The sequence below is a fragment of the Verrucomicrobiia bacterium genome (genome assembly GCA_036268055.1).
Taxonomy (GTDB): Bacteria; Verrucomicrobiota; Verrucomicrobiia; order Limisphaerales; family Pedosphaeraceae; genus DATAUW01.
The window spans coordinates 221,782-248,079 of the sequence record DATAUW010000017.1 but is presented as its reverse complement, the minus strand read 5'-3'; the positions used below and the strand labels follow the sequence as shown (position 1 = coordinate 248,079).

Genomic DNA, 26,298 nt, shown 5'->3' with positions numbered 1-26,298 from the left:
ATCTAAGAAATTTTAAATTCAAATCGTTGTGCTGCGTTCGCCGATCAATCGTGCGGCATAATCAATGCACGCCAAAACATCTTTGCGAGTAATGCTCGGATAGGATTCCAGCAATTCGTCAATAGAATCACCCGCAGCAAGAAATTCGAGAATAGTTTGAACCGCGATGCGCGTACTACGGATCACAGGTTTTCCATTACAGACTTCTGGATTAATCTCAATGCAGTTTGACATGGAAATAAAACAGTCTGGATCATCACATCAACTTCAACTTCGGCAGATCCTGTGAATCAATCAAACCCACCGGCTCTTTCTTTGCGTTGACGACGATGAGGTCGTCTATGTTGCGGTCGTTGAAAATTTTCAGGGCGTCGGCGACGAGGGCTTCGGCGCGGATGCAGATGGGGTTGCGCGTCATGACGCTTTTGAGCGGCTTGCCCAGCAAATCTTCGTGCAAGGCCATGTGACGGCGGAAATCGCCGTCGGTGAAAACGCCCACGAGTTTGCCGCGCGCATTCACGATGCTCAGGCTGCCGGACTTGCAGCGTGTCATCACGAGCAATGCTTCCTTCACCGGAAAAGTTTCCTGCGCCACGGCGTTGCGCGCGCCGCTACGCATGATGTCGCCGACCTTGAGCAGCATCGCGCGGCCAATCGCTCCGGCGGGATGATGACGCGCGTAATCTTTTTGCTTGAAGCCGCGCGCCTGTAAAATCGCCATCGCCAGGGCGTCGCCCATCACGAGCGTGGCGGTGGTGCTCGAAGTCGGCGCGAGGTTGAATGGGCACGCTTCTTTCGGCACGCGGACGTTGAGCACGATGTCGCTGTAGCGCGCGATGGAGGATTTTGGCGATCCGGTGAACGCGATGATTTTCACGGAAAATCGTTTTAGCGCGGGAATCAAATTCAGCAATTCGTCCGACTCGCCGGAGTAACTCAACACAATCACCACGTCACCATCATTGACGATGCCCAGGTCGCCATGCACCGCGTCCACGCTGTCGAGCACGACCGCTGTTGAACCGGTGCTGGTCAAGGTGGCGGCGATTTTTCGCCCGATGTTCCCGGATTTGCCGATGCCAACCATGACGATTTTTCCACGGCGGTTGAGCGTCTCGGCGATGAGTTCGACCGCATGGTCAAACGACTTGTCGAGCAGCGCGCGAACACTTTTCAACGCCGCCAATTCAATATCGAAAACTTCGCGGGCACGGTCCAGATGACTCATAAAAGCAGCGTGCCACCAAGCGTCAATGCTGGCAATGCCGAACGGCGCATTCGCTCACTCAACCGTGAAGGGCGTGCGTTCATGCGTCTCCGGTGGCGGCGGATTGCCAGGTTGATCGGTCACGGACACCGCCCCATCGAGCAGCGGAAAAAGCTCGGGCGGCTGCAATAATTCTTCCGCGCTCAGCATTTTGAGAAGATTCAATTCATTGATGCACCACGAGTATCCCGGATCTAATCCGGTTTGCATGATGCGTATGAAAGTGGCTGTGGTCGGTGGAAAAAGAATTTGATTTCGCACAGCACTCGAATGACCAGTGGCGATGACTTTCCAATTTATCCCGTCGTCCGCTAATTCAATTTTATAACTGCGCGGGTAATTTTGTATCGCCGTGCCCGCGTCCAATTCTACCCCGGCGATCTCCGCCGCTTCCGGCAACTCGATTTGCACCCACATGCCGGGCCGCTGGGGAATGCGCGTGTTGAAGCCGGTGGCGAGGTTGCCATCAATCGCCAGCGGCAAACTCGCGGCGCTGTAATTGGACGTCAGTTTCCATTGATGCCGATTGCGCATGGGCTGGGGCAGCGTGTCGCCCAATTCGTCCAGCGTCCACGCGTTCGTGTGCGCCTGGATCGCGGAGCGCACGCGCGCGACATCCGCCGGCGTGATGAAGGTAGAATGATTCCCAAAATTATTGCGCACATACGAAATGACGGCGGCGATCCAATCGTCATCATTGCTTTCCATCGGCACCATTTGGGCAGAATAATTTTTCCCTTCGACCGGGCCGCTCAAGCCTTTGAGCACGACGCTGATGATCCCATCGCCATATCCCGTCGCCGTCTTTGAACCGCTCAACGGTGGCGCGAGTGTGGCGCCGGCGGCGGCGCCCTGGAAAGGTGTTCCGCGCCCATTCTGCGCGTGGCAGGCAAAACAAAGTTGTTTGTAGATAATTTCACCACGCTCAAGGATGCGTTTTTCTTCGGAAGTAAATCGCGAAGGCGGCGGAGCGGGCGCGACGATCGCCGGCGCGGACGGAGAACGATAAGCGCCGCCGCCTAATTGCGAACCAATGTCTTTCACGCCTTTGGAAGAACTCGCATTGATGGTCGCGGTGAGAAACGTCTGCCAATCAGGCCACTTCACGAAGCTCGCGCTTTCGAGCACTTGCAGAATAACATTCGGGTCCGGGTCTTTGCCGCAGGGTTCCACGATGGCCGGAATGGAATGATCGCCTTTTTGGTAAAGCCGTTCGCTGGCGCGGATAGCGGCCACCCGCACCTCGGCATTCGTGTCCTGAAGTTTCTCGCGTAGAAACGCGGCATCGAACGCGTCCAGCCCGTCCAACGTCCAGATCGCATGGATGCGTGCCAGCGGATTGGGATTCGAGCGCGCCATTTCCTGCAACGCCGGCACGACCGATTTATCGCCGCTGAGCACGATTAATTTTTGCGCGGTATCACGCCACCAGCCGTTCGGATGCGCCAGGTTGCTGACGAGTTTCGCGGGTTTCTCACGCAACATTTCCGGCTGCGGTCCGGGCTTGATGCCTTTGTAAACCACGCGCCAGATGCGACCGCGTCCAATGTTTTTTTCCAGATGAAATTTCTCCACGACGCCGCGAAGATACGATCCCGCGCCCACCCAATCGCGCTCCTGAATGATGCCGCGATACATGTCGGTAATATAAAGCGTGCCGTCCGGCGCGTTGGCCAGATTCACCGGGCGAAAATCAGGATCGGTTGAGCGGATGAATTCCGATTTGTCGTAGGCGTTGCTGAGATAACTGATGCCGTCCCGCACTTCTATTTTTGCGCGCCGGATCAGACGACCGACCGGTTCGGCAAAAAAGAAATCGCCGCGCAAATCCGCCGGCAGACGGTCGCCGCGATAAATTTCCCCGCCGCACGTCGCCGTGAAATGATTCAAACTTTTTTGCTCCGGACGAAAACGCACCGTGCCGCCCTGCACGTCCGCCAAACCGATCAGTGGATAGACCTCAGGAAAATCCGGCGGACTTTCTCCGCTCACGGAATAATAACCATACTGGCTGGGCGTTTGATAATAAAGCGGGCCGCTTTCGGCGCCGGCGTTGACAAACCATTGTTTGCCGTAGTTGTCCTGGGTTGTGCCCCATTGGCCGCCATTGATCGAAATATTTTCGCGCACCACATTTTTCCCCTGCACCCGGAGGCGGTATGGATTCATCGCCATGTACAGGTAGTTATCAATATCCCAAATCAATCCGCTGGCTTGATGCTCGAGATTGCCGCCGCGCTGGCCGCCGGAAAAAAACATCGTTTTCTTATCGGCGATACCGTCGCCCTTGGTATCGGTGTAGAGATAAAAATCGTCCGAATCGGTTTCGTTGATGACGGCGCCATTGGCGAGTGGCAGCACCATGCGCGGCAAAACCAAATTGTCCGCGAAGATGGCGTGCTTGTCATAGACTCCATTGTGCTTGCTCGACCAATGCACGGAGACACGGCTGTTTTTCGCGCGCTGATTGGAGCCGTTCACATCCTGCATGTAACTGCGCATCTCCGCGACAAACATGCGGCCATTGCCATCGAACACCGTCAGCACGGGCTCCTTGATGATGGGATCGCTCACCACGAGTTGTAATTCGTAACCCGGCTGGAGAAAAAAAGTCTTCGCCTCGTCCTCCGGCGAAAGATAATCAATGACCGGAGATACTACAGACGCGGGACTTTCTTTTGCAGGCGCAACGGCCTTGCCAGCGGCGAAAACGCGGGCACTTCCTCCAAGGGCCATCAAGGCCAAAAATGTTCCGAGAAGATGACGTTTCTTCATGACTCGCCCATGCGGCGGTTTTTACATAGTGTTCCCCAGCCTTTGCCATGAGTCCAGCCCTTTCAAATCCGCCGGTTTCGCGAGAAAACTGCTTCCCAAAATCTTCCGGGTTGCCATGCTCAATGAGTTACTTGGTATGAAGAACTTTTCTTTGTCGTTGTGGTTGCTCGTGGCGTTCACGATTTCGCTCGCCGCGGAGACCTTGCCGGAGCGCTATGCGGCCTATGGCGATTTATTGGTCGTGAAGCTCGGCTCCGCGCCCTTTCCGCATCCCGACCGCGCGCAAGGCCATAAATATCACAACGAGATTTTCACTGCTGAGACAAATTATTCGGACAGCAGCGTCGCGATGTTTGTCCCGAAAGGTTTTCGGCAAACGGACCGCACGGATTTCGTCATTCATTTTCACGGCTGGCGCAATCACATCGAGACCGTGCTTTCGCAATATCAGCTCATCGAGCAATTTTCCCGCAGCGGCCGCAACGCCATTCTCATCGTGCCGCAAGGCCCGCGCGACGCTCCGGATTCTTTCGGCGGCAAGCTCGAAGACACAAATGGCTTCAAGCGTTTCATGACGGACGTGGTAACCACGCTCCATGACCGAGGCATGATCCATTCCACGAATATCGGCGACATCATCCTCTCCGGCCACAGCGGCGGCTATCAGGTCATGTCGTCCATCGTCGCGCGCGGCGGGCTTTCCAGTGACGTGAAAGAGGTCTGGCTTTTCGACGCGCTCTACGCCCGCACGGAGCAATTCACAAATTGGTTCAACGCATTTCCCGATCGCCGACTGATTGATATTTATACCGAGCACGGCGGCACGAAGGAAGAAACCGAGAAACTCATCGCCGCTTTGAAAGCGCAAAACACTCCGCTGTTTGCCAAAAACGAGAGCGATGCCACGCCCGAAGATCTAAAAGCCAATCGCCTGATTTTCCTCTACAGCGCTCTCGAACATAACGACGTGTTGTCGAAGCATGACGAGTTTTACGAGTACCTGACGACCAGCCGACTAAAGCCGATCAAAACCGGAGCGACTCCGTAACTCACGTTTCCAATTTAAACTTTCACGTCTTTGCGCAACAGTGAAAAGCAGCGCAAGTCCACGAATTGGCCTTTCCAAAAACCCCAGTCGCGCAGCACGCCTTCCTCAGTGAAGCCCAGCTTTTGCAGCACGCGCCGGGACGCAATGTTATCCACCGTCGTCGTGGCTGAAATGCGATTGCTTTCCGTCGTTGCGAAACAATGTGAAACGGTTGCGCGAATCGCCTCGGTCGTAAATCCGCGATTCCAAAATTCGCGAGCGACATCATAACTCAACAGCGCGGAAAAATTCTGCCGCAGCCAACCGAACCCGCAGGTGCCGACCACCCGCGAGGAGGATTTTTCAACCATTGCCCATCGGATACCCGCATCTCGCTCAAATTCGTGTTGGAAAAATCCGATCACGGTTTGCGCCTGCTCGACGGTCGCTAGCGTTACCATTTCGGAAAACCGGGTGACCTCGTCATCGCCGTAAACCGCCAGAACTCCCGCTGCATCTTCCACTGCGAGCGCGCGCAACAGCAATCGCTCGGTCTCAAGCACGGGAAAAGGTTTCAAGCGCGGTGGTGAGTTAGAGTGATACTAAACCGAGAGAAAATCGCGCGCGGCGTTTCGATACCGCTTCGTCAACGCCCGCTGGAAACCTGCCGCCGAATCACGGCGCGCTCGTCACCTTCGACCATTCGAGATTCTGTGACGCAGCGTAGATCGCAAAGGCTTTTTCGTTTTGGATCAGCACAGCGCGCACGATGCTCGAATCATCCGCGCGGCCAAGATTGAGCACGGTGTCGGGAATGATGCCGACCTTTTTGTGCGCATACACCAGCGCGAAGACCGCCTCGGCGAGCGCGAAATACGGCAAGTCTTTATAAACACCCTCGCCAGTATCTTCCACGGCGTCGGCCAGAAATTCCAACTGGTCCACCAAGTGCGGAAACAGCGGCGCATATATTTGGGTGAATTCCAGTTTCCACTGCGGCAGTTGGCGCAGGACTTTTTCCACGACGGCGGGCGTGATAGACGACGCACCGCGATTAACGAAATCGACGATTTCGGACATGGCGCTAGCCTAGCGCAAGTCCCCGCGAGTGGAAAAGATAAAAGTAACGGCCAACTTCTGCGCGGCAACGACCGCAAAAATCGCCGCTCCAGGCTTGGCCCAAAGCGGCGTTCGGATTTAATTTCTGTGATTCGTCCTATTTCACTTCTTCATCTGCACCGCGATCCCCGCGACATGCTTTCCCTGAAACCGCGCCATCGCCAATTCCTTTGCGCTCGGTTTGCGCGAGCCATCCGCGCCCGCGATCGTGGCCGCGCCCCACGGCGAACCGCCCCGCACTTCGGTGATGTCCGAAAGTTCCGGACACGCATAAGGCAGTCCCACATAAATCATCCCGTGATGGATCAGCGTCGTTACGAAACTGATGATCGTGCTTTCATTTCCGCCGCCGGTTCCGGTGCTCGTGAACACGCTGCTGACTTTTCCAACCAGCGCACCTTTCACCCACAACTGTCCCGTCTGATCCAAAAAGTTTCGCATCTGCGCCGCCATGTTTCCGAAACGCGTCGGCGTGCCGAAAATAATCGCGTCATAATCTGCCAGTTCGCCCGGCGATGCCACTGGCGCCGCCTGGTCCAATTTCGCGCCGTATTGTTTCGCCGTCTCGGGCGACATGGTTTCCGGCACGCGTTTAATAGTAACTTCCACGCCGGGCACGCCGCGCGCGCCTTCTGCAATCGCATTCGCGAGCGTTTCGACATGGCCGTAAGTGGAGTAATACAGGACTAATAATTTAGGCATAATAAAAGTGAACTCATCTCAGTTTGAGATGGGTTCGAGCTGAGGGTTTTAGTTGAGATCAAATAACAGGACTTGCGCCGGTTTCGTTGAAGCAATATCGAGCGTGCCTTCGCCGCTCACCGCCGCCGCGTCACCACCGCTGAGTTTGGTGCCGTTCAAGGTCACTTCGCCTTCGGCCACATGCACCCACGCATGACGACCCGCCGCGAGTTTTTGGCTCACGCTTTTGCCGCCATCCAATTTCGCGAGCCAAAGATCCGCGTCCTGGTGGATCGCGATCGAACCATCGCGACCCGCTTTGCTCGTCACCAGATGCAGCGTGCCGGTCGCGGCGTCCTTAAATGATTTTTCCGCATACCGTGGCGTCACGTCTTTGCGATCCGGCTGCACCCAGATTTGCAGCAAGTGAACCGCCTCATCCTTGGAAGGATTGAATTCACTGTGTTGCACGCCCGTGCCCGCCGCCATGTATTGCACGTCGCCGGTTTTGATCACGCGGCCATTGCCCATGGAATCCTTATGCTCCAGCGAGCCGCTCAAGATGTACGTGATGATTTCCATGTCGCGATGCGGATGTTTGCCGAACCCCATGCCCGGCATCACGAGGTCGTCATTGATGACGCGCAGGCTCCGGTAGCTCATCCAATTCGGATCATAATAATTCGCGAAACTGAACGTGTGATAACTGTCCAGCCACCCGTGGTTCGCGTGGCCCCTTTCATTGGCTCTGCGTATATTCATATTCATGCACCCACAATGCCACATCATTCGCGCGCACGTGAAAGACCATGTTTCTTGCCTGAGCATAACTAAATGTTATACTCACCGCGCATGGAACTCCGCCATCTCCGTTATTACGTCGCCGTCGCCGAAAACGAAAACGTCTCCCGCGCCGCGTTGAAGCTTCACGTCTCGCAACCCGCTCTCAGCCGCCAGATTCGCGACCTCGAAGGCGAACTCGGTTTCCTCCTGCTCGAACGCAGCGCAAAATCCGTCCGCCTCACCGCCGCCGGACGCGTCTTTCTCGCCGAAGCCCGGGCCGTGTTGCAACGCGCCGACGAAGCCATCCTCGCCGCCCGCGCCGTCGCCACCGGCAAGCGCGGCGAAATCCACGCCGGCTACGCGCCTTCGCTCACCGTGCAAATTCTCCCGCCAATCCTGCGCGCCTTCCAGGCCGAGATGCCCGGGGTGCGCGTCGCCTTGCACGACCTTTCGACCGAGGAAATGCTCGGCCAGCTCCGCGAAGGCCGGTTGCAAGTCGCCCTGCTCGTCCGTCCGCCGCCCGCGATGCTGCGCGGCTTCAATTTCGCCGAACTGGCGCGTTATCAATTCCGCATCGCCGTCGCCCCAAAACATCTCTTCGCGCGCCTGCGCGCCGTGAGCCTCGCCCAAGCCGCGCGCGAACCAATCGTCGCCTACAGCCGCAAGGATTATCCCGAGTACCACGAATTTCTCGCGGCCACTTTCGCCGGCACCAAAACCAAATGGCGCATCGCCGAGGAACACGACAACGTCACCAGCCTCATCACCGCCGTCGAAATCGGCACGGGCATCGCGCTCGCGCCCGAATCACTCGCGTGTTTCGCCGGCCCGCGCTTGAAACTCATCCCCGTCACCCCCGCCCCTGATCCCCTCGTCGTCGGCGCCGTCTGGCCCAAGAGCGAAATCTCTGATCTCACCGCGCACTTCTTAAAATGTGCTCAAGCCGTGCGTATTCCCTCCTGACGGACCGCGAGTCTATGACTCGCAGCCATTCAAGAACGGACTGCCGCGCGCCTATTTCGAGAGCGCAAAAATAAATCCATTACATTTTCAAAGTCCTTTTTTTATCGCCTCGCGCCTCGCGATATGATTGACTCTTTCGTGATCTGGCGCAGCCCAAGGCTGCAATCGCGTTAAACAAACTCTACGCCACCAAACGAATGCCTCTTACGCCCGGCAATGTAGTTCCACCGCTGCTCGTATCTTTCATCGCCTGGCGCGCCTATCGCCGTTTCAACCGCAACATCGGCCGCCAGCCACTGCGCACCAAACGCATCATCATGCGCATCGTCATCTACAGTGTGATCACGCTGGTGGTGGCGGTTGACTCCATCCTGCATTTGCCCGTGCTCCGGGGATTGGGCATCGGCCTGTTGCTTGGCGTGCCGCTGGCGTTCCTCGGACTCCATTTGACCCAATTTGAAAACACGCCCGCCGGCCGCTTCTACACGCCGAACACCTACATTGGAATTATTCTTTCCGTCCTGCTGATGGGACGCCTCGTCTATCGCTTCGGTATTTTTTACGCCAACATGCCGACGCTTGGAAATCCTAATTCCCCCGCCTTCGTTCAAAGTCCGCTGACCGTTTTCTTCTTTGGACTCCTCGCCAGCTATAGAATCGCCTACTACGCCGGCATCCTCCTGCGCAGCCGCGATTGAATTATCCTGCCCTAAAGAAAGCACGGACTTCCCCGTCACTCGAAAGTGAAATCAAAATAGATTTGGGCAGCTTACGCGTCCCGCGTGCAGCGCGGTGTTTATTCCGTGTCCCTCCATGACTAAACTTCCCTTCTCCCAGTGGCCGTCCGCAAGGACCTCTGCGCCTCTGCGTCAATTTTTCCTCCCGAACACCCAACGCCCTAGTGAATCAACACCTTCAACACAATAGACTTCCCCGGCGCGATGGGTTAATTTTACTCATGGAATCGGCCCGCACAACGGAGTTAAAAGCCAGCCTCAATCAAGTCCGCCAATACACCGGCGAAGTGGTTTACGTCTATGCTTTTGACGTCGCTTATGAAATGTCGCGGCGGCCCTTGCGCGAATTGCTCGGCCAGCCCGTCGCTCAATTCGCCGTGGACGCCAGCAAACGCAGCCCGCGCCATCTCTTCTTTTACAAACCGCAAATGATCCGCCTCCCGCCGCTCGAACGCATCGGCCCGCACGGCCCCGTGCGCATGGAACGCGCCGTAAAAATTCTTCCCGTCGGCGCCATCAGCATCACGGTGCGTGTGCCCTTCGCCGTGCGCAACGTGGAAGACCTCGTCTGCTATCACGATTTGCAATTCAGCAACGGCGTCTTGCAGGAAGAAGTGCGCCAACTCGCCGATGAAGTGCGGCGCGAACTCTCGCCCTATCTCATCCGGCCCGTCACGCAGCTCTTTCAAGAAGAGGCCTACACCGTTTTCTGCATCAAGTCGCCGTTGACCACCGCCGATGGCGCGCCGCTCCGAACCGAACACTGGCTTCAGGAAAATCGCCGTGAAATCGCCGCGTTGCTCACCCAGGAACCGGACGCCGACCATCTTTCCAACCAGGAAGCCGACGAATCCACCGGACGCTATCTCAGTTATTACGAGCATGACCTGGTCGTGATTGACTGGGACGCCGCGCTCGTGATTGATCGCTCGGAAAATTTTGACGAAACCCTCTACGTGATGGAATTGGCGAACCTCCAACTCGCCGAACTCGAAGCCTATGACCGCATCCTCGACGATGCCCTCGAACGCTCCTACCGCGACCTCAGCGAACGCAGTGTCCGCAGCCGCAGCGATGTCATGCGCGAACTCCGCGACATCCGCATTGACCTCGCGCGCTTTAACGATGAACTATCCAACATCACCAAATTTTTCGGCGATTGGCATCTCGCGCGCATCTACGAAAATGTCTCCGCGCGTTTTCATCTCAGCGATTGGCACCGCTCCATCGGTGGCAAATTAAAAACGCTCGATGACCTCTACCAGCTTCTCAAGCACGACCAGAACAACCGCTGGATGTTTATTTTGGAAGTCACGATCGTAGTCCTCTTCGTGATAGACCTGATCATGATTTTCCTCGGCCTAAAACATTAACGCATATCCATAGATGCTGCAGCGTCCCAACACGTTTCCCTCGGGACGATCCCGCCGGGCGTATTTTGACACTGCCCCGAGGCAAAGCAAAACAGTGATACTTCGCCCGGTGCAAAATGATCAATGTTCTGTATGGCTTCAACTTGGCGTTCGACCGTTCACCAATGCAACGAGCGTGCATTGTCCGATTGCGAGAAATTTTCCAGAACTTCTCATTAACCCCGCGCTTCAGCGCGGGGATTCTTGCGGCTCACGACGTGGTAAACCGTTTTAACGGTTTATGAATCTTCAAAAAGCCCTGCTGGCAGCGTTCTACTTCTTTTCCTTGTCCAAATCGAAATTGAGCGAGGTGCGGGAATCGGTTTTGTCATTGATCATTTTCAAGTCTTTGACTTCATAATGACCATTGATCTTAACCACGCTGCCCAGTTCAAATTCCTTCAACAATTTTTTATCCGCCCCGTACGCCTCCGCTTGCAAAGGCTGGCCGGATTCTTTTTCGATCCATGTGCGCACGAGCGAGTAGCCGCCCGGCTCAGGATGCGGATTGCGGCTTTCCAGGACGTTGCAAGGCTGCCCGCGTCGCATCTGGCCCGGCAAACGTACCTGATCCGGCCACTGATAAAATTCAAAACCCAAATCCGACAGCCAAAAATCCGACCCGCCCAGCGGAATGTCCGCTTCCGCGCCCGTCAAATTTTTTGCTTCAGGCAGTGAATCGCCCGGTTTGCTCGCGCGCGCATATTTATATTGGGTGGGGCCGTCCGGCGAAAAAATTACGACTAATTTCTCCGCGCCCGCCGTCGGCGTAGCCGCCGTCCAATAAGTCACCGACCAATTTGTTTTATTGGTTTTGGTTTCGCATTGAACCAGCACCGGCGGAATGGGATGTCCCCGTCCGGCAATTTTCAAAACACCGCTCCATTTAAAATCCTCGGCGGGTCGCATCGAGCGCAAGCTCTCGGCCAATTCGCGTCCGGCCTCAGGCCCGGTTGGAGAAACATCCTGCGCGCGCAACCCGAATACCGCCGCGCAAAAAAAGAATGCCATTAACGCGCTTAAAATTAATCGGTATGTCCTCATCGCCTATTCAGACCAGTGAACCGCGCGCTTGTTCAAATCCCAAATCACTTGCGGCGCGCAACTTTTTTCGCGGGAACTTTTTTGTTTTCCTTTTTGGGCGCAACCGCCGGGCGCAGGGCGAGCGGAATCAATTCCGCGATATGTTTGACGAAATGCACTTTCATTTTTTCGCGCACTTCCGCCGGGACTTCCTGCCAGTCGGACTGGTTTTGGTCCGGCAAAATCAATTCCTTGATGCCCGCACGCGCCGCCGCCAGCACCTTTTCTTTGATGCCGCCCACGCGCATCACCCGCCCGCGCAAACTGATTTCACCCGTCATCGCCAAATTGGATTTCACGCAGCGCTTGAGCAGCAGCGACGCCAGCGCCACCGTCATCGTCACGCCCGCGCTCGGGCCGTCCTTGGGCGTCGCGCCCGCAGGCACGTGAATGTGCAAATCGAATTTATTATAATCGCTCAGGTCAATGCCCATGGCCTTGGATTGGCTGCGCAAATAACTCAACGCCGTCTGCGCGCTTTCCTTCATCACTTCGCCCAGCGAACCGGTCAGAATGACTTGTCCCCTGCCCGGCATGCGCGTGGCTTCAATAAATAAAATTTCCCCGCCCACCGGCGTCCACGCGAGGCCCGTGGCGATGCCAATTTCCTTGATGGCTTCCGCGCTCTCGGAAAAATTGCGCACCGGGCCGAGATATTCGGCCAAATCTTTCGGACTCAACACCAGGGATTTGGCGGCGCCATTTTTCTGCACGATCTTCAACGCGGCCTTGCGCATCAGCGCGGCGATCTCGCGTTCAAGCTGCCGCACGCCCGCTTCGCGCGTGTAATCCTGGATCACTTTGCGCAACACGGGGTCGGGAATTTTAAATGCGCCCGCCGGCAAACCGTTTTCGGATTGTTGCCGCGGCACCAGATAACGGCGCGCGATTTGCAATTTCTCCGATTCAGTATAACCCGGTAGTTCGATCACTTCCAAACGGTCGCGCAACGCCGGGTTGATCGGGTCGAGCCAATTCGCCGTCGTGATGAAAAGCACACGCGACAAATCGTACGGCAGATCAAGATAATGATCGGTGAAGGTCGAATTCTGCGCGGGGTCGAGCACTTCCAGCAAGGCCGACGCCGGGTCGCCGCGAAAATCCGCGCCGACTTTATCAATCTCATCGAGCAGAATAACGGGGTTATTGCTTTCAGCACGGCGCAGCGCGTGAATGATGCGACCCGGCAGCGCACCAACATAAGTGCGGCGATGGCCGCGAATTTCCGCTTCATCGCGCATGCCGCCAAGGGAGATGCGCGCAAATTTCCGGCCCAGGGCGTCCGCCACGCTTTTGCCGAGCGACGTTTTGCCCACGCCCGGCGGGCCCGCGAGACAAAGGATCGGCCCCTTGATTTGTTTTTTTAATTTGATGACGGCGAGAAATTCCAGCAGGCGATCCTTCACCTTTTGCAAACCGAAATGTTCCTCGTCCAAAATCTTGCGCGCTTCCTCAACGTCAATTTTGTCTTCCGTGTATTTTCCCCACGGCATGTTCAAAATCCAGTCGAGGTAGTGGCGCGTCACGCCGTACTCCGCCATCGCCGGCGACATCTGCGACAACCGCTCCAACTCTTGCAGCGCGACTTTCTTGGCATCGTCCGGCAGCGGAGTTTTGTCGAACTGCTCGCGAAGATTGCGCGTGTCGGTCGAATTGACATCGCCCTCGCCCAACTCGCGCTGGATGGCCCGCATCTGTTCGCGCAAAAAGAAATCTCGCTGGCTCTTGGACATGGAACTCGCGACGTCCGTCTGGATTTTCGAACTGAGCGTGAGGACTTCGTGCTCGCGATTGAGCATCGGCAAAATCCGCGTGAGCCGTTCCTTCACGGAATTCGTCTCCAACATTTGCTGGCGCTCAGGCAAGCTCAAATTCAAATTCACCGCGATCAAATCGGTGAGATGCCCCGGGTCTTCGGTATTGAGCGCGGCGATCTTCACCTGATCGGCCATGCCCGGCGACAATTTGACGATCTCCTGAAATTGCGTTTGCGCGTTGCGCGTGAGCGCCTTTAACTCGATGGAATCTTCCTTGGCATCTTTCCAGATCTCAATCTTCGCGCGCAGGTAAGGCATCTGCGATTCGTATTCCTGGATGCGGATACGCCACAAACCTTCGACCAGCACGCGCACGGTGTTGTCGGGAAATTTCAACATCTTCAACACGCGCGCCGCGCAACCGATCTCATACATGTCCGCCGGAACCGGATTTTCCGCCTCGGGTTTGCGCTGCAAAACCACGCCGAGCAAACGGTCGCCGCCCACCACGTCGTCAATGAGATGAATGCTTTGCGCGGTCTCGACCAGAAGCGGCGCGACCATGCCGGGAAAAATCACGATGTCCGACAAGCCCAGAATGGGCATGACTTCGGGAATGGAACGCGAAGAGATGCGTTCGGCTGGCGATTCCCCTCCCCCGCCGCTGGAGGTGGCGCCAAGGATGCTGATAAATTCCGTGTCGGGCGAATTCATGGTCGCGCCATAGATATTAGCAGCCCCCCAGGAATTCCAAAATTATTTTCCCGTAACCGCGACCTTGGTGCGTTTCAAGGTGGGTTTTTCGGCGTGGGGTACGTCAATTCTCAGGAACCCGTTCAGATAAGAAGCCTTGGCCTGCGTCAAATCATAGCCCGCGGGCAATTCCAAAACATTTTCAAAAGGACCGTAATTGATCTCCATCGCGAGAAAACTGACCTTCGCCGCGCGGCAGCCGTCCGGGCGCTGGCCGCTGATGCACAGTTGATTTCCCTCGACGGTGATCTGCAAGTTTTCGCTGCGCATGCCCGCGAGTTCCATCTTGATCACCAGTCCCTCATCGGTGGCGTAAATATCGGTATTGGGAACCCAATGGGCTGGACGTTCTCCAACGACGGATTGTCGCGACGAAAAATGCACGGTTGTACTGACTTTGCACATGGCCATGTTTAGGAGTTTGAAAGTAGCTCAGGGTTGGGAGATATGCAAGCGCGCGATTATTTTTTTATGAATATCTGCGGGCGTTCGCCCCGGCGGGCGCGGAATACCATCGTGCTCTGTGGCGATGACTTGCTCGGCGAAGCGCAGCCGCAATGAGTGTCTTTTTGAAAACTAAACTTGCGCGGCCGAAATCTGCTCCAAAGCAAAATTCCGGCTGTAACTCCGACGATTGCCAATGAAACGATCTTTTGCCAATCCACAAAAACAACATACTACCTTTCAATCCCGGCGCAACTTCTGATTTGCCTGGTTACAACGGACGAGCCTCGACAAAATTTCCATCCTCCTTATTAATCACCGCATGGTCACGGCCACTTTTAAATATCGCCATCGCGTGAGTTACTCGGAATGCACCGCCGGCAATCACATCTATTACTCGCGTTACCTGGATATTTTGGAATTGGCGCGCGGAGAATTTTTCCGGCATCTCGGCACACCAATGCTGCAATGGCAGGAGCAGGAAATTATTTTCCCAGTGATCGAATGCCACCTTCGCTACCACGCCCCCGCGCGTTACGACGACCTGCTCACGGTCGAACTTTGGCTCGGCGAACTCCGCCCCGTGTGCATGAAATTTAACGCCGTCATTCACAACGCGGCGGGCGTAAAAATTATCACAGCCGAAACCATTCACGCCTGCACTGGAACCAATGAAAAACCCCGGCGCATTCCCGATGAATTGGCCGGGCTGCTCGAACCATATGTGCATTCGGAGAAAACAAAAACCTAGCGCACTCTCATTTAAAAACAAAATGCTGTGTGAAGGATGCCCCTCACACAGCATCTGCTTTTAATTACCTTATCTTAGTGCGAGGTCGAACGCGTATCGGGATAAGCCGGGCCGCCATGTTCGTGCAAGTCCAGGCCTTCGATTTCGCCTTCCTTGGTCACGCGCAGTGTGCCAGTCGCTTTCACCGCATACATCAGTATGACCGCGGCAATCGTTACGCCGATGCCGATCGAGAAGTTGCCGATGATCTGCGCGACCAACTGATCCGGGCCGCCGCCGTAGAACAAGCCTTTGACCACTGCTCCGGCGGAGTTATCCGCGCCAGTCGTGGTGGGTGCGCCGAATTGGCCAGTCGCAAACAACCCAAGGCTCAAAGTTCCCCAGATGCCGCAAGCGCCATGCACCGGCCAAGCGCCGCAGGGATCATCAATGCGCAGATACTCGAGCAAGTCCGTCGCGAGAATCACGATCACGCCCGCGATCGCGCCCAGGATGATTGCGCCCGTGGGTGAAACCCAATAACACGGACAGGTAATCGCCACCAGACCCGCGAGCAAACCGTTCAGCGTCGCGCCGCAATCCCATTTCTTGGAGCGCGGATATACGAAGAACAACGCCGCCAAACCACCGGAGCACGCGGCAAGCGTCGTGTTGACCGCCACGCGGCCGATGCCCACGATGTCCATCGCGGAGAGCGTGCTGCCCGGATTGAAGCCGTACCAGCCGAACCACAGGATCACCGCGCCGACCGACGCAATGGTCATGTTGTGATAAGGCATGGGCCCGCCGCCGTCGCGCTTGAATCTGCGACCAATACGAGGTCCGAGAACAATGGCGCCCACGAGTGCGATCTGGCCGCCGATGGTATGCACCACCGTGGAACCGGCGAAATCATGGAACGGTGTCTTCCAGAAAGGAATCGTGTTCAACCAACCGTCCGGGCCCCAGGCCCAATGACCGAAGATCGGATAGCAAAAACCGCTGACCCCGATGCTGTACCAAAGATCGCCCCAGAAACCCGTGCGGCCCAGCATGGCGCCGGAAGTGATCGTCGAGCACGTATCCGCGAACGCGAATTGGAACAGGAAATAAGCCAGCGTGGCCACACCAGTGGATTCATAAGTGTCCGGCAGATTTTGCAGGAAGTACCAGCCATGACCGGCGGCATCGCCGTGACCGATGTAACCGTTGCCATGACCGAACATCCACGCGAAACCGAAAGCGTAGAACAGAATACCGCAAAGGCACGTATCCACGATACCTTCGAGCAGCACATTCACCGTTTCGCGTTCACGCGCAAAGCCCGCTTCCAGAAACATGAAGCCAGCTTGCATGAAGAACACGAGGAACGCCGTCACCAGTACCCACATCGTATTGATGGGGCTGCAATAGGGCGGGTCGGGTGGCGCGGGCGGCGGTGTGGCGGGCGCGCCGGCCGGAGCATTCGTTCCCGCGGCAGCCACCGCGTTCGTATCAGTCACCGCATTCGTCGCAGCCGCCACGACATTCGTCGCCGTGTTGGTATCCTGCGCATGGACCTTGGTGGCCGAAGCGCCGAGATACATGGTGATGAGGCCGATCGTGATGAAGAGGGCGACGAGGCCGAGCAGCTTGCCGCCGAAGATCGCGAAGAAATACTTTCGCTGATCAGGGTCTTGCATCTTCCTAAAAAAGTTTTGCAGGGAATATTTTTTCATTCGTTTTTTTCCTTAACTGTTATTTTTGTATGGGTTCGTATTCGTGCTCAGGTGGTGGGCTTGGTTAAAGGGCTTTCGGGCCTTTCTCTCCGGTGCGGATGCGCACAACTTCGTCCAGGGTCATGACAAAAATTTTTCCATCGCCGATCTTCCCGCTGCGCGCGGTCTTGGCGATCGTCTCCAGTACCGAATCGCTGATGTCGTTGTCCACCACGACCTCGAGTTTGATCTTGGGCAGGAAATCCACCACGTATTCGCTGCCGCGGTAGGTTTCGGTGTGGCCTTTTTGCCGGCCAAAGCCTTTTACTTCGGTTACGGTCATGCCGGCGATGCCCATGTCCGACAAGGCTGCTTTCACTTCATCCAGCTTGAATGGCTTTATAATGGCTTCGATTTTTTTCATAGGGGTCGGGATATTTCGCTTTCGTTTAGGGTTGGATTGGTGATGCGTCGGAAAAATTTGCGGCGGCTGGCCGCAGGGGACATTTAGAAATAATCAAAACTTTTGAACGCATGCAGCGGTCTGAGCACGACCAGTGCCACCCGGATTAAAAATATCCCGCACCGCTATAACACTTTATTTTCCAATGGATTTAGCGGGGCTTCGGTGAAAATTGCCTCCTCGGGATTTCTGGCAAGCTTGTGTTAATTTGAACAAGCTGTTGTTTTTTAATCAGCTAAAAATGACTCCTATTTTATATTTATTGAGTAATTTTTTATGCCGCTTTAATGCGAGGCGGATGATGGGAAAATAGAAGAAAAGAGGACGGAAAAGCGCCAAAACCTCAATGTCAGCCGCTCGGACGGCTGACAATCTAAGTGCTGGTAGAGCGGAGCTGCTGCTCCGCCGTCCGAAGTCCCGTAAGCAACGAAAAGAAATATTCCGATAGCAACCGCCATCGAATACCCGTCTCACGTACAAGACTTGGTGATTGCGCTCGTGATCTTTATCACGCGGGCGCCAACGCCGGTGACAAACCGCAATTTTTCTTTTCCATCGCCGCCACAAGCGCGCTTTCCAGTTCGGTAATGGAAAATGGTTTTCTAATGACTCCACAGAAACCTTTGTGCAAAGCCGCTTCGCCGCTCAACGATTCATTCGCGGTCACGAACAATACTTTCAATTTGGGCGACATCGCCCGCAGCAGCGCGCACAATTGCAACCCCGTCATCTCCGGCATGTCGAGGTCGGTGAGCACGAGCGAAAACGCATTGGGCTGCGCCTCGAACGCCGCAAGCGCGTCCTGCGCGGCGCGGAAACATTCAATCTCGGCATCGGTCACGCGGGTGGCGAGTTTTTGCAGAAGTGTCAGCACGCCCCAATCGTCATCCACGATCATCCAGCGCGCGCGTTTGCCGGTCGTCACTGGGCGATACAGCATTCGTCATCCGTCGAAGTTACGCGGGCCAACCTTAATGGAAGATTAAGACGAACACCGTTTATCCTTTGACATCCGCGCGAAAAAAATCAAAGCGCGAGAATTTGATCCATTTTTTCGCGGACATGTCGGACGAATGCCGCGTCATCCAGGCCCGGCGGATGGAACGCGGGCTCGGCGATGGCCCAGCCGCGATAATTGATTTCATCCAGCGCGCGCATGATGGCGGGCCAATCGTTGTCGCCTTCGAGATAATCCACTTGAAAACCTTTCCACAAGCCTTCCTCATCGCGTTTCTTGCGGCTGAATTCCTTGAAGTGTAATTTTTGGATGCGCGAACCGAGGATGCGAATCCACTGCTCGGGCCAGCCGGTGTTAATGACGTTGCCGATGTCGAAATGCCAGCCAACCGCGCTGGCCCCCAATTCATCCACGTAACGGGCAGCTTCAAGTGGACTCAGTAAAAATTGGTTCCAGACATTTTCGATGGCGATCTTCACGCCCAATTTTTCGGCCAGCGGAATGGCCTTGCGAATCTCGGCTTGCGAACGCGTATAGGCATCGGCGTAACTGACTTGTTTGTTCACGACGGCTGGAACCAAAAGCACCGAACTGCCGCCATAAGTTTTGCTGTCCTGCAAGGCGGTCTCCAGCCCTTCAAGCCCGGTTGCACGCGCGGTGGGGTTCGGGTCGGACAAGGTCTTCATCCAATGCACGGAGTCGCACACGCTGGGAATCTCAAGCCCGGCGGCATCGCGTGCGTGCAGAACTTCGTCACGATCCATGCCGCTCATCGCCTCCACGCCGTCAAACCCGGCATCGCGAATCATCTTGAATTTGTCCGCGACGGACATTTTCCCGGGAACCGTCGCAAACATAATCGCGCGCTTGAGCCGAGGCTTTTTTGCCGCGAATGTGAGCGCAGTATTTGTCTCTTCGCCGAGCAACGTCGCTTGCCCTAGTGCGGCAGCCGCGGAAATTCCTGCGCCGAGCTTCAAAAAATTTCGGCGATTAAGCGCGCGTGTCATGAAATGAGTTAGACGAATTTTGTTTGCCCGGGCAGCGACATCGGCACGGCCGTCAGCGGCATGTCCCACGCGAGATTTACGGGCATGAACGATTCCGTGGAATTCAGCGCCATGTCCCATGTGATCTCCTGCCCCGTGTAAGCTGCCATGCGGCCCATGATGGCCGTGAGCGTGCTGTGCGCGAGACGCACGCCGTCGTTGATCGGTTTGCCCGCGCGAATGGAGGCAAACATTTCGTTGTGCTCGATCTGATACATATCTGGCCGCGGCCCCTGATATTTCCAATCGTTTTTACCCTTGATGAATGGCACCGCGCGAAAACCCAATTCGCGGCCCGTGCCTTGCGTGCCGAAAATCGTGGCGCTGTTGTCATTCGCGCAACCGGCTTGCTGGCGCGAACCGATAAATCCCCGCGCGCCCTCGGCATATTCGTAATTGATTTCGAAATGATCGTAAATATTTCCGCCTTCCGCCGGAATCTGCCGGCCACCGACGCCGATGGCCTTGAGGGGCGGCACATCTTTCATCGCCCAGCACATCCAATCCACCGCATGCACGGCTTGTTCGACCAGGCTATCTCCCGAGAGCCAATAAAAATTCATCCAGTTGCGCAACTGCCATTCGACATCCGTCATGCCTGCCTTGCGCTCGCTCGCCGGCGGCATCGGCTTGACCGGACCGCCGTAGTAAGTGCCATAGACGACCCGCACGTCGCCAATATCTCCCACGTGAATCCGCTCAAACAATCCGCGCTCCGCCAGATTATAACGCCAGCAAAAACCCGCGACCAGCGCGAGGTTCTTGCGCTTCGCTTCCTCCACCGTTTCCAAAACCGAACGCACCCCCGGCGCATCCGTCGCCACCGGTTTTTCGCAAAAGACATGCTTGCCCGCGGCAATGGCATATTTCAAATGCAGCGGACGAAAGCCCGGCGGCGTCGCGAGAATCACCACGTCCACGCCGCTATCAATCACCTTTTGATACGCATCCAAACCCACGAACCGATGCGCTTCATCCACCTGCACCCGGTCCGGCTCCGCGTGCTTCAACGCCGCGAGATGCTCCGTGATTTTGTCCTCGAACACGTCTCCCATCGCCGTCAACACCACCTGCTTGTCCGCCTTCAACGCCTGGCCGGCCGCGCCCGTGCCGCGTCCGCCGCAACCGATGAGGCCAATTTTCAACACATTATCCGTCGCGCCAAAAACACTTCGCGGCAAAATCGCGGGCGCCATCAAAGCGCCGCCGATGACCGCCGAAGATTTTAAAAATTCACGCCGCGACGCCACGTTAAGCCGAGAATCCGAGTTAGTCATGATATGAGTAAGTCAGTAATTGAGTTGGTCCACAACATCCACCTGCGACAAGTCATAAGACCAGCGCGCGGCGGCGTCAAGAACCCAGAAACGCGCTCTTAAAATTGCGGACGACAGTCATTCCTTTTCCCCGGGAGCGCGCGCGTCTCGCGTGCAGTGGCTGGCGTCCCGCCAACCACATCTTTGTGTCCCCCCACATCAATAATCCCCAAGCGACAAGACCGCCGACTTTTGAATTGCCAGCGATGACCGCCTCGGTTAATCATTGTCTGCGCCAAATGCGGGTGTGGTTCAATGGTAGAATGTGGCCTTCCCAAGGCTGAGACGAGGGTTCGATTCCCTTCACCCGCTCCATTGATAGTCAATGACTTGAGAAAAGTGCAATAATTGGAACGGCAAATAATGAAGATTAGACCCCTCCGATTTACATTTACAGCCTCGATTGTATTGGCGTTAGCATTAGCGGCCTTTCAATCACTTCGCGCACAACCAACGGGATACCCACTGTACCCGAACCAGGCATTTTCTTGGCTCGCTGTTGGTACGGGAACCGAAACTTGGACAAGCCAAACGCAGGGGTCGGAGCAAATCAGCGCGTTTTCCCCAATTAGTCAATCGGTACCTGATGAAGTCAGCTTTGGTGCACCAGAAAGTGGAACAGCAACTGTAAGCTATACGCTATCCGTTGGTACGTACACGACCGACGGAACAATTTCGACTGTTTATGGGCGGGCTGAAATTCTGGACTCTTCTAAGTCAATAATAAAAGAAGCCACCTACAACGTAAATGGTCCGTTTAATCAAAGCGGGAGTTTTACATTTGGAGTGACTGCTGCCCAGACATATTACCTGCAGGTCAGCGCCGCCTCCGCCACCGCGTCGTATCCAGCATTAGTGTCGGTTGTGAATACGGCTGTTCGAACAGCCAGCGATAATCAACCAGCAACCGTCAATGCATCTCAAGGGCAGGTAGATTTGGGTGGATTTTACGCAGAACCACAAGCGGCTGATGGCGGCGCCATTTCCGGAGTTTCCTACAGATTGAGTGATAACAACGCAAATGTTGTGGTGGTCTTTTCCGACACTGGCACTACGAGTACCGCCAACCCAAATGCACACGTCTATGCTTCCACGATAGCGCCGCCCTCGATCACTACCCCTCCACAAAGTGTGTCAATAATGGGCGGCAGTTCGGCCAATTTTACTGTCGCCGCTTCGGGTGCAGGCACGCTTAACTACCAGTGGTATTATGGTTCTTTAGCGATACAAGGAGCGACCTCATCAAGTTACACTATTCCTAGCGCCTCCGTCTCCAATAATGGCGCATACTCAGTGGTTGTAAGTAATGCGGTTGGTGCCGTGTTAAGCTCGGCAGCCACACTCACTGTTAATGTTATCCCATTTGCGTTCACAACAAACAATGGGGGAATTGTTATAACTGGGTACACGGGGACAAACACATTGGCAACCATTCCTTCAACTATTAATGGTTTACCTGTATCCAGCATTGAGTCAAATGCATTTGTTGGAGGGCAATTTTCCCAGATGCTTTTGCCAACTAGTATTGTCAGTATCGGTGAACATGCGTTTCAGAACTGCTCTTATTTGACATCAATTATTCTTCCACATGATCTTACCAACCTGGGATCTGGCACATTCCAATCGTGCTATATGTTAACAAATGTTGTGTTGCCAAACGGGCTGCAAACTATCGCGGACAGCGCGTTTTCAGAGACTGGACTTGCGAGTATAATATTGCCAGACAGCATAACCAACATAGGAATGTACGCATTCTTTCAAACCGACTTGAGCAGCATACAATTCGGCACAAATGTGACGAGCATAGGAATTGAAGCTTTCTATAATTGTTATTTCCTTACGAATATTTTTATTTCTAAGAGTGTGATGTCTATTGGGCAATATGCGCTCTCGTGTCCAACGCTGCTTAATATAACTGTAGATGCCGCCAACCTCTCTTATAGCAGCCTAAATGGAGTGCTGCTCGACAGGAGCCAGTCCACTCTATTGCAATATCCTGCTGGTCTATCGGGAAGTTATACTATCCCGCCGACGGTGGTAATAATAGGTCCGGCAGCTTTTTTATACTGTAAGAATCTGACAGATGTATCGCTTCCGTACGGCGTGACAAATATCGGAGATCAGGCATTTGATGGCTGCTCTGGCTTGACAAATATAAATATAGTTAATTCCGTATTACAAATTGGCGAAAGCGCCTTTTATGCTTGTAGCAATTTACGACAACTAACCATCGCCGATTCGGTCACCTCTATTGGTTCTGAAGCTTTTTTGGGTTGCTCGAGCTTGTCATACATACATTTGGGACAAGAACTGCTTGATATTAATAGCAATGCATTCGAAAGTTGCCCAGCGCTTACCAATGTTGTTATTCCCCGAAGTGTGACCAACATAGGTCCTTTTGCCTTCTGGGAGGACTCAGGATTGTCTAATGTGACTTTTGGCACCACAAATTGCAGCATTGGAGCAAGCGCATTCCAAGGCTGCAACTTAAACGCCATAAACCTTCAAAATGGAATCACCAGCATTGGATCTCTGGCATTTGCAGGAAATGATCCATTTTCAGGATCAAGCCTTTCCAACGTAGTCATCGGAAGTTCAGTTACGAATATAGGAACGAGCGCTTTTGCATATTGCTATAATCTGGACGCAATTAACGTCAACGTAAACAATCCGATTTATATAAGCATTAATGGGGTGCTTTTTGCCCGTGCTCCTCTCAGTTTGACCGAATATCCTCCCGGAAACAGCGCGAACTCCTATACAATTCCGTACGGTTGCATTTCGATCGGGCCTGGCGCGTTCGAGGGCTGCACCAATATCACCACCGTCAATTTACCGAATACAGTCAGATCTATTGGTATAAGTGCATTTCAGGACTGTACGAAAATTACAAGTATCACACTTCCAAACAGCTTGAATTTTATAAATAGTTCTGCATTTGCAGACTGCCCTGCTTTACAATCCGTATATTTTGGCGGGAATGCCCCAAGTATTGGCACTTTGATATTTGGTTCAGGTTTTTCACGTGATTCAGCCACCATTTATTATTTGCCCGGCACCGCTGGATGGGCGCCCTCATTTGCCGGTTTATCAACATCTTTGTGGACGCTCCCATACCCAATAATATTGAGCAAAAGTGTGTCTTGGAATAGCCAAAATAAAACAATAGGTTTTCGCATTTCATGGGCAACGAATCTTTCCGTCATTGTTGAAAGTTCGTCGAATTTGAACGCCTCGACGTGGCAACCAATAAACACCAACATGCTTGCCGGGGGTTTTATTGATGTTTCGCAGCCCGTGAATACCGATGATGGCCTTTTGTTTTTCCGCGCGCGTGCGGAGTAAATCAAACCGCATTGCAAGGTAAAGTGAAAGAGTCAGTCCTGTATGACCGCGCGGTTTTGTCCCATTTTATGTCTCGTTTCCATTGAATTTTCACGAGGGTTCGATTTCTTCACCCCTCCACTTTCCTCCCGGCAATAAAATCCGCCTTCCCGCGAGGTGCAACTCAACAAATTCAAAAAGGCGTCTGCAATTTGACAACTCAAAAAACTGCCGTAATCTCCCATTGTAGCTTCTTCACGAACAAATCCACCTTACAAACAACAACCATAACTCCATTCCTATTATGAAAAAATTCATGATTCCATGCTTCATCGTCGCTGCCCTCGTGTCTCTCTCCGCCTGCTCGAGTGACGCGCCCAAGACCACGAGCACGACCACCACCACCGATCAAACCACCACCTATCATAGTCCCACCACGACTACCACTACTACGGATACCCAACAAACCAAGTAGTTAATAGCGGAGACACAAGCTGGAACTACTATAGCCCAGCGCGTGTCGCGCCAGCCAGAGCATTGATTTCAATGGCCATATCAACGGCCATTGAAATCGATTCATTGTTTACGGCAGCATATGAAGAAAGCCGCGCATTTTGACACTGCTCTTAAACAACCGAGCGCGGGTCAAGTTAGATGAAGGAACGATCCCTCACCATCCCACTTCTCCCCCAAACCCACCGCGATAAGTTTTCCAAGATAAGCTTTTCGTTTTGCGCGCCGCGATCCCCCGAGCTTGTAATACCGTCGCACATTCGTTGATATTCACCCTTCACCCACTTCACTCTCCGGCTCACCCTTAATGGGCTAAACCCCTAATTTTGTTGACTTATCAGCAAAAAAACGGAGAGCGTTCGTGCGCAGCTTTGGCATTTCTTGATTCGGGCCACGAACCACTAAAGCCCACGGCACTGTGGGACGGTTTTCAGGTGGGGAACCAATAACCTTGGCCAGATTGTCGTTCCTCCCGCCTTGAATAATAACGTGATGGCCATTTGCTGCGGGAGAGTATCATGGTTTCGCCTTAAAGAGTAACGGAACCGTCGTCGGATGGGGACAAAACGGCTCTGGCCAAGTCACCATTCCCGCCGGGTTGAGCAATGTGGTGGCCGTTGCCGGGGGAGGAAATCAGAGTCTGGCGTTGAAAAGTGACGGGACGATTGTTCAATGGGGAGGGAGTCTTTTTGTTCCCAACAACTTGACCACGCCGCTGCACGCAACCGCCAATGGCGTCAACGCCAATGTGACCGGCAATTATCAAGTCATTTACAGCATCACCAATTCTCTCGGTGACGTGGGCAGCCTCTCCCGCTCCGTTGTCGTCGAGGACACGCTTCCGCCTGTCATCACTTTGCTGGGATCCAACATCATGATTATCACCAATCTTTCCTCGACGCTGGTGGACCCCGGCGCAACGGTGTTCGATGCTTGCAGTCAGGGAAGTTATCCCATCACCACCAACAGCACAGTAAATCTGAATCGTTCTGGCCTTTATACCATAACCTATAGCGCCACGGATTCGAGTGGCAATACCGGTATGGCGCAGCGCTCTGTGGCCGTAATCCTGCCGACTTCAGGCATTCCCGGCGACACGGACAATGACGGCGTCGTAAGCCGGGCCGAACTCGACGCCGTGTATGCGAACTACGTGACGAATAGCCCGTGGCTCATGATTACGAATATGGCCGGCCTCGGCGGCACCAACGTGGAATTCTCACTCTCAAACTCAATTCTCGGCGCTTACACGGCGGAATACAGCACGAACCTCACCACGTGGCAACCGCTGGGCCCCGCCACCCCGCGCTATCTTTTCACCGACACGAACGCGCTGAGCCAGCCGCAACGCTACTATCGCCTGCGGTATCCATAAATTTTTCAGCCACGGCTACATTGTACATTGTTATGCCGTCATTGAGACCAGGCGATTCCAGGCAGCAGCTCAGCC

23 protein-coding genes and 1 tRNA gene are annotated in these 26,298 nt (G+C 54.5%); 9 read left to right on the top strand and 15 right to left on the bottom strand.

Annotated features, from left to right (window positions below):
- Positions 1-18: 18 nt before the first annotated feature.
- The 3 genes from VH413_11095 to VH413_11085 are packed head-to-tail and all read right to left on the bottom strand — an operon-like array spanning position 19 to position 4,042.
- The gene (locus VH413_11095) at positions 19-234 is read right to left on the bottom strand and encodes a DUF433 domain-containing protein (GenBank protein ID HEX3799237.1); all 216 of its coding nucleotides are present in this window, start codon (positions 232-234) and stop codon (positions 19-21) included.
- Between the two features lie 22 nt (positions 235-256).
- On the bottom strand, positions 257-1,228 hold the full coding sequence (locus VH413_11090) for a KpsF/GutQ family sugar-phosphate isomerase (protein HEX3799236.1): 972 nt from the start codon (positions 1,226-1,228) through the stop codon (positions 257-259).
- Positions 1,229-1,282: 54 nt separating this feature from the next.
- Entirely contained in the window at positions 1,283-4,042 is a 2,760-nt protein-coding gene (locus VH413_11085; protein HEX3799235.1) for a discoidin domain-containing protein, read from the bottom strand.
- Between the two features lie 136 nt (positions 4,043-4,178).
- On the opposite strand from VH413_11085, the gene VH413_11080 reads away from it, so the two are divergent.
- The gene (locus tag VH413_11080; GenBank protein ID HEX3799234.1) at positions 4,179-5,090 is read left to right on the top strand and encodes a hypothetical protein; all 912 of its coding nucleotides are present in this window, start codon (positions 4,179-4,181) and stop codon (positions 5,088-5,090) included.
- Between the two features lie 14 nt (positions 5,091-5,104).
- On the opposite strand, the gene VH413_11075 is transcribed toward VH413_11080, so the two are convergent.
- From VH413_11075 to VH413_11060, 4 genes are all read right to left on the bottom strand, one after another.
- Positions 5,105-5,647: a GNAT family protein gene (locus VH413_11075; protein HEX3799233.1), complete on the bottom strand. Its 543-nt coding sequence runs from the start codon at positions 5,645-5,647 to the stop codon at positions 5,105-5,107.
- A 97-nt stretch (positions 5,648-5,744) separates the two neighbouring features.
- Positions 5,745-6,149: a hypothetical protein gene (locus tag VH413_11070; protein HEX3799232.1), complete on the bottom strand. Its 405-nt coding sequence runs from the start codon at positions 6,147-6,149 to the stop codon at positions 5,745-5,747.
- Between the two features lie 141 nt (positions 6,150-6,290).
- The gene (gene wrbA / locus VH413_11065) at positions 6,291-6,890 is read right to left on the bottom strand and encodes an NAD(P)H:quinone oxidoreductase (GenBank protein ID HEX3799231.1); all 600 of its coding nucleotides are present in this window, start codon (positions 6,888-6,890) and stop codon (positions 6,291-6,293) included.
- A gap of 48 nt (positions 6,891-6,938) precedes the next feature.
- Complete coding sequence (locus VH413_11060; GenBank protein ID HEX3799230.1) at positions 6,939-7,631, bottom strand: pirin family protein; 693 nt, start codon at positions 7,629-7,631, stop codon at positions 6,939-6,941.
- A gap of 90 nt (positions 7,632-7,721) precedes the next feature.
- Here VH413_11060 and VH413_11055 point away from each other — a divergent pair, with 90 nt between their 5' ends.
- From VH413_11055 to VH413_11045, 3 genes are all read left to right on the top strand, one after another.
- Positions 7,722-8,615 (top strand): LysR substrate-binding domain-containing protein, encoded by an 894-nt coding sequence (locus VH413_11055; GenBank protein HEX3799229.1) that lies wholly within the window; start codon positions 7,722-7,724, stop codon positions 8,613-8,615.
- A 197-nt stretch (positions 8,616-8,812) separates the two neighbouring features.
- Positions 8,813-9,313 (top strand): DUF1453 domain-containing protein, encoded by a 501-nt coding sequence (locus tag VH413_11050; GenBank protein HEX3799228.1) that lies wholly within the window; start codon positions 8,813-8,815, stop codon positions 9,311-9,313.
- Between the two features lie 260 nt (positions 9,314-9,573).
- The gene (locus VH413_11045) at positions 9,574-10,725 is read left to right on the top strand and encodes a hypothetical protein (protein ID HEX3799227.1); all 1,152 of its coding nucleotides are present in this window, start codon (positions 9,574-9,576) and stop codon (positions 10,723-10,725) included.
- 312 nt (positions 10,726-11,037) lie between these two features.
- On the opposite strand, the gene VH413_11040 is transcribed toward VH413_11045, so the two are convergent.
- The 3 genes from VH413_11040 to VH413_11030 all read right to left on the bottom strand — a co-directional run bounded on the left by VH413_11040 (position 11,038) and on the right by VH413_11030 (position 14,768).
- Entirely contained in the window at positions 11,038-11,775 is a 738-nt protein-coding gene (locus VH413_11040) for an outer membrane lipoprotein-sorting protein (protein HEX3799226.1), read from the bottom strand.
- A 77-nt stretch (positions 11,776-11,852) separates the two neighbouring features.
- Positions 11,853-14,318, bottom strand: coding sequence for an endopeptidase La (gene lon, locus VH413_11035; protein HEX3799225.1), 2,466 nt, complete (start codon positions 14,316-14,318; stop codon positions 11,853-11,855).
- 42 nt (positions 14,319-14,360) lie between these two features.
- Positions 14,361-14,768 (bottom strand): Hsp20/alpha crystallin family protein, encoded by a 408-nt coding sequence (locus tag VH413_11030; GenBank protein HEX3799224.1) that lies wholly within the window; start codon positions 14,766-14,768, stop codon positions 14,361-14,363.
- Between the two features lie 355 nt (positions 14,769-15,123).
- Here VH413_11030 and VH413_11025 point away from each other — a divergent pair, with 355 nt between their 5' ends.
- Positions 15,124-15,552: a thioesterase family protein gene (locus VH413_11025; protein HEX3799223.1), complete on the top strand. Its 429-nt coding sequence runs from the start codon at positions 15,124-15,126 to the stop codon at positions 15,550-15,552.
- Between the two features lie 74 nt (positions 15,553-15,626).
- On the opposite strand, the gene VH413_11020 is transcribed toward VH413_11025, so the two are convergent.
- From VH413_11020 to VH413_11000, 5 genes are all read right to left on the bottom strand, one after another.
- Complete coding sequence (locus tag VH413_11020) at positions 15,627-17,213, bottom strand: ammonium transporter (protein HEX3799222.1); 1,587 nt, start codon at positions 17,211-17,213, stop codon at positions 15,627-15,629.
- A gap of 100 nt (positions 17,214-17,313) precedes the next feature.
- Positions 17,314-17,652 carry a P-II family nitrogen regulator gene (locus tag VH413_11015; protein ID HEX3799221.1) on the bottom strand — a complete coding sequence of 113 codons (339 nt, stop codon included), beginning with the start codon at positions 17,650-17,652 and terminating at the stop codon, positions 17,314-17,316.
- Between the two features lie 547 nt (positions 17,653-18,199).
- Complete coding sequence (locus VH413_11010; GenBank protein HEX3799220.1) at positions 18,200-18,631, bottom strand: response regulator; 432 nt, start codon at positions 18,629-18,631, stop codon at positions 18,200-18,202.
- Positions 18,632-18,717: 86 nt separating this feature from the next.
- Positions 18,718-19,656, bottom strand: coding sequence for a TIM barrel protein (locus VH413_11005; GenBank protein HEX3799219.1), 939 nt, complete (start codon positions 19,654-19,656; stop codon positions 18,718-18,720).
- An 8-nt stretch (positions 19,657-19,664) separates the two neighbouring features.
- Positions 19,665-20,972, bottom strand: a complete 1,308-nt coding sequence (locus VH413_11000) for a Gfo/Idh/MocA family oxidoreductase (GenBank protein ID HEX3799218.1) — start codon at positions 20,970-20,972, stop codon at positions 19,665-19,667.
- 280 nt (positions 20,973-21,252) lie between these two features.
- On the opposite strand from VH413_11000, the gene VH413_10995 reads away from it, so the two are divergent.
- The 4 genes from VH413_10995 to VH413_10980 all read left to right on the top strand — a co-directional run bounded on the left by VH413_10995 (position 21,253) and on the right by VH413_10980 (position 26,223).
- Positions 21,253-21,326, top strand: a tRNA-Gly gene (locus tag VH413_10995).
- Between the two features lie 48 nt (positions 21,327-21,374).
- Complete coding sequence (locus VH413_10990) at positions 21,375-24,356, top strand: leucine-rich repeat protein (GenBank protein HEX3799217.1); 2,982 nt, start codon at positions 21,375-21,377, stop codon at positions 24,354-24,356.
- A 283-nt stretch (positions 24,357-24,639) separates the two neighbouring features.
- On the top strand, positions 24,640-24,810 hold the full coding sequence (locus VH413_10985) for a hypothetical protein (GenBank protein HEX3799216.1): 171 nt from the start codon (positions 24,640-24,642) through the stop codon (positions 24,808-24,810).
- Positions 24,811-25,455: 645 nt separating this feature from the next.
- Positions 25,456-26,223: an immunoglobulin-like domain-containing protein gene (locus tag VH413_10980; GenBank protein ID HEX3799215.1), complete on the top strand. Its 768-nt coding sequence runs from the start codon at positions 25,456-25,458 to the stop codon at positions 26,221-26,223.
- The last annotated feature ends 75 nt before the right edge of the window (positions 26,224-26,298 follow it).

What these genes read in the sequence shown, in the direction of transcription:
- VH413_11000 (HEX3799218.1), bottom strand. Translation starts at nt 20,972, where the DNA reads ATGACTAACTCGGATTCTCGGCTTAACGTGGCGTCGCGGCGTGAATTT.
- VH413_11060 (HEX3799230.1), bottom strand. Translation starts at nt 7,631, where the DNA reads ATGAATATACGCAGAGCCAATGAAAGGGGCCACGCGAACCACGGGTGG.
- VH413_11095 (HEX3799237.1), bottom strand. Translation starts at nt 234, where the DNA reads ATGTCAAACTGCATTGAGATTAATCCAGAAGTCTGTAATGGAAAACCT.
- VH413_11025 (HEX3799223.1), top strand. Translation starts at nt 15,124, where the DNA reads ATGGTCACGGCCACTTTTAAATATCGCCATCGCGTGAGTTACTCGGAA.
- VH413_11090 (HEX3799236.1), bottom strand. Translation starts at nt 1,228, where the DNA reads ATGAGTCATCTGGACCGTGCCCGCGAAGTTTTCGATATTGAATTGGCG.
- VH413_11055 (HEX3799229.1), top strand. Translation starts at nt 7,722, where the DNA reads ATGGAACTCCGCCATCTCCGTTATTACGTCGCCGTCGCCGAAAACGAA.
- VH413_11050 (HEX3799228.1), top strand. Translation starts at nt 8,813, where the DNA reads ATGCCTCTTACGCCCGGCAATGTAGTTCCACCGCTGCTCGTATCTTTC.
- VH413_10990 (HEX3799217.1), top strand. Translation starts at nt 21,375, where the DNA reads ATGAAGATTAGACCCCTCCGATTTACATTTACAGCCTCGATTGTATTG.
- VH413_11030 (HEX3799224.1), bottom strand. Translation starts at nt 14,768, where the DNA reads ATGGCCATGTGCAAAGTCAGTACAACCGTGCATTTTTCGTCGCGACAA.
- VH413_11010 (HEX3799220.1), bottom strand. Translation starts at nt 18,631, where the DNA reads ATGCTGTATCGCCCAGTGACGACCGGCAAACGCGCGCGCTGGATGATC.
- VH413_11070 (HEX3799232.1), bottom strand. Translation starts at nt 6,149, where the DNA reads ATGTCCGAAATCGTCGATTTCGTTAATCGCGGTGCGTCGTCTATCACG.
- VH413_11015 (HEX3799221.1), bottom strand. Translation starts at nt 17,652, where the DNA reads ATGAAAAAAATCGAAGCCATTATAAAGCCATTCAAGCTGGATGAAGTG.
- VH413_10985 (HEX3799216.1), top strand. Translation starts at nt 24,640, where the DNA reads ATGAAAAAATTCATGATTCCATGCTTCATCGTCGCTGCCCTCGTGTCT.
- lon (HEX3799225.1), bottom strand. Translation starts at nt 14,318, where the DNA reads ATGAATTCGCCCGACACGGAATTTATCAGCATCCTTGGCGCCACCTCC.
- VH413_11040 (HEX3799226.1), bottom strand. Translation starts at nt 11,775, where the DNA reads ATGGCATTCTTTTTTTGCGCGGCGGTATTCGGGTTGCGCGCGCAGGAT.
- wrbA (HEX3799231.1), bottom strand. Translation starts at nt 6,890, where the DNA reads ATGCCTAAATTATTAGTCCTGTATTACTCCACTTACGGCCATGTCGAA.
- VH413_11020 (HEX3799222.1), bottom strand. Translation starts at nt 17,213, where the DNA reads ATGCAAGACCCTGATCAGCGAAAGTATTTCTTCGCGATCTTCGGCGGC.
- VH413_11045 (HEX3799227.1), top strand. Translation starts at nt 9,574, where the DNA reads ATGGAATCGGCCCGCACAACGGAGTTAAAAGCCAGCCTCAATCAAGTC.
- VH413_11080 (HEX3799234.1), top strand. Translation starts at nt 4,179, where the DNA reads ATGAAGAACTTTTCTTTGTCGTTGTGGTTGCTCGTGGCGTTCACGATT.
- VH413_11085 (HEX3799235.1), bottom strand. Translation starts at nt 4,042, where the DNA reads ATGAAGAAACGTCATCTTCTCGGAACATTTTTGGCCTTGATGGCCCTT.
- VH413_11005 (HEX3799219.1), bottom strand. Translation starts at nt 19,656, where the DNA reads ATGACACGCGCGCTTAATCGCCGAAATTTTTTGAAGCTCGGCGCAGGA.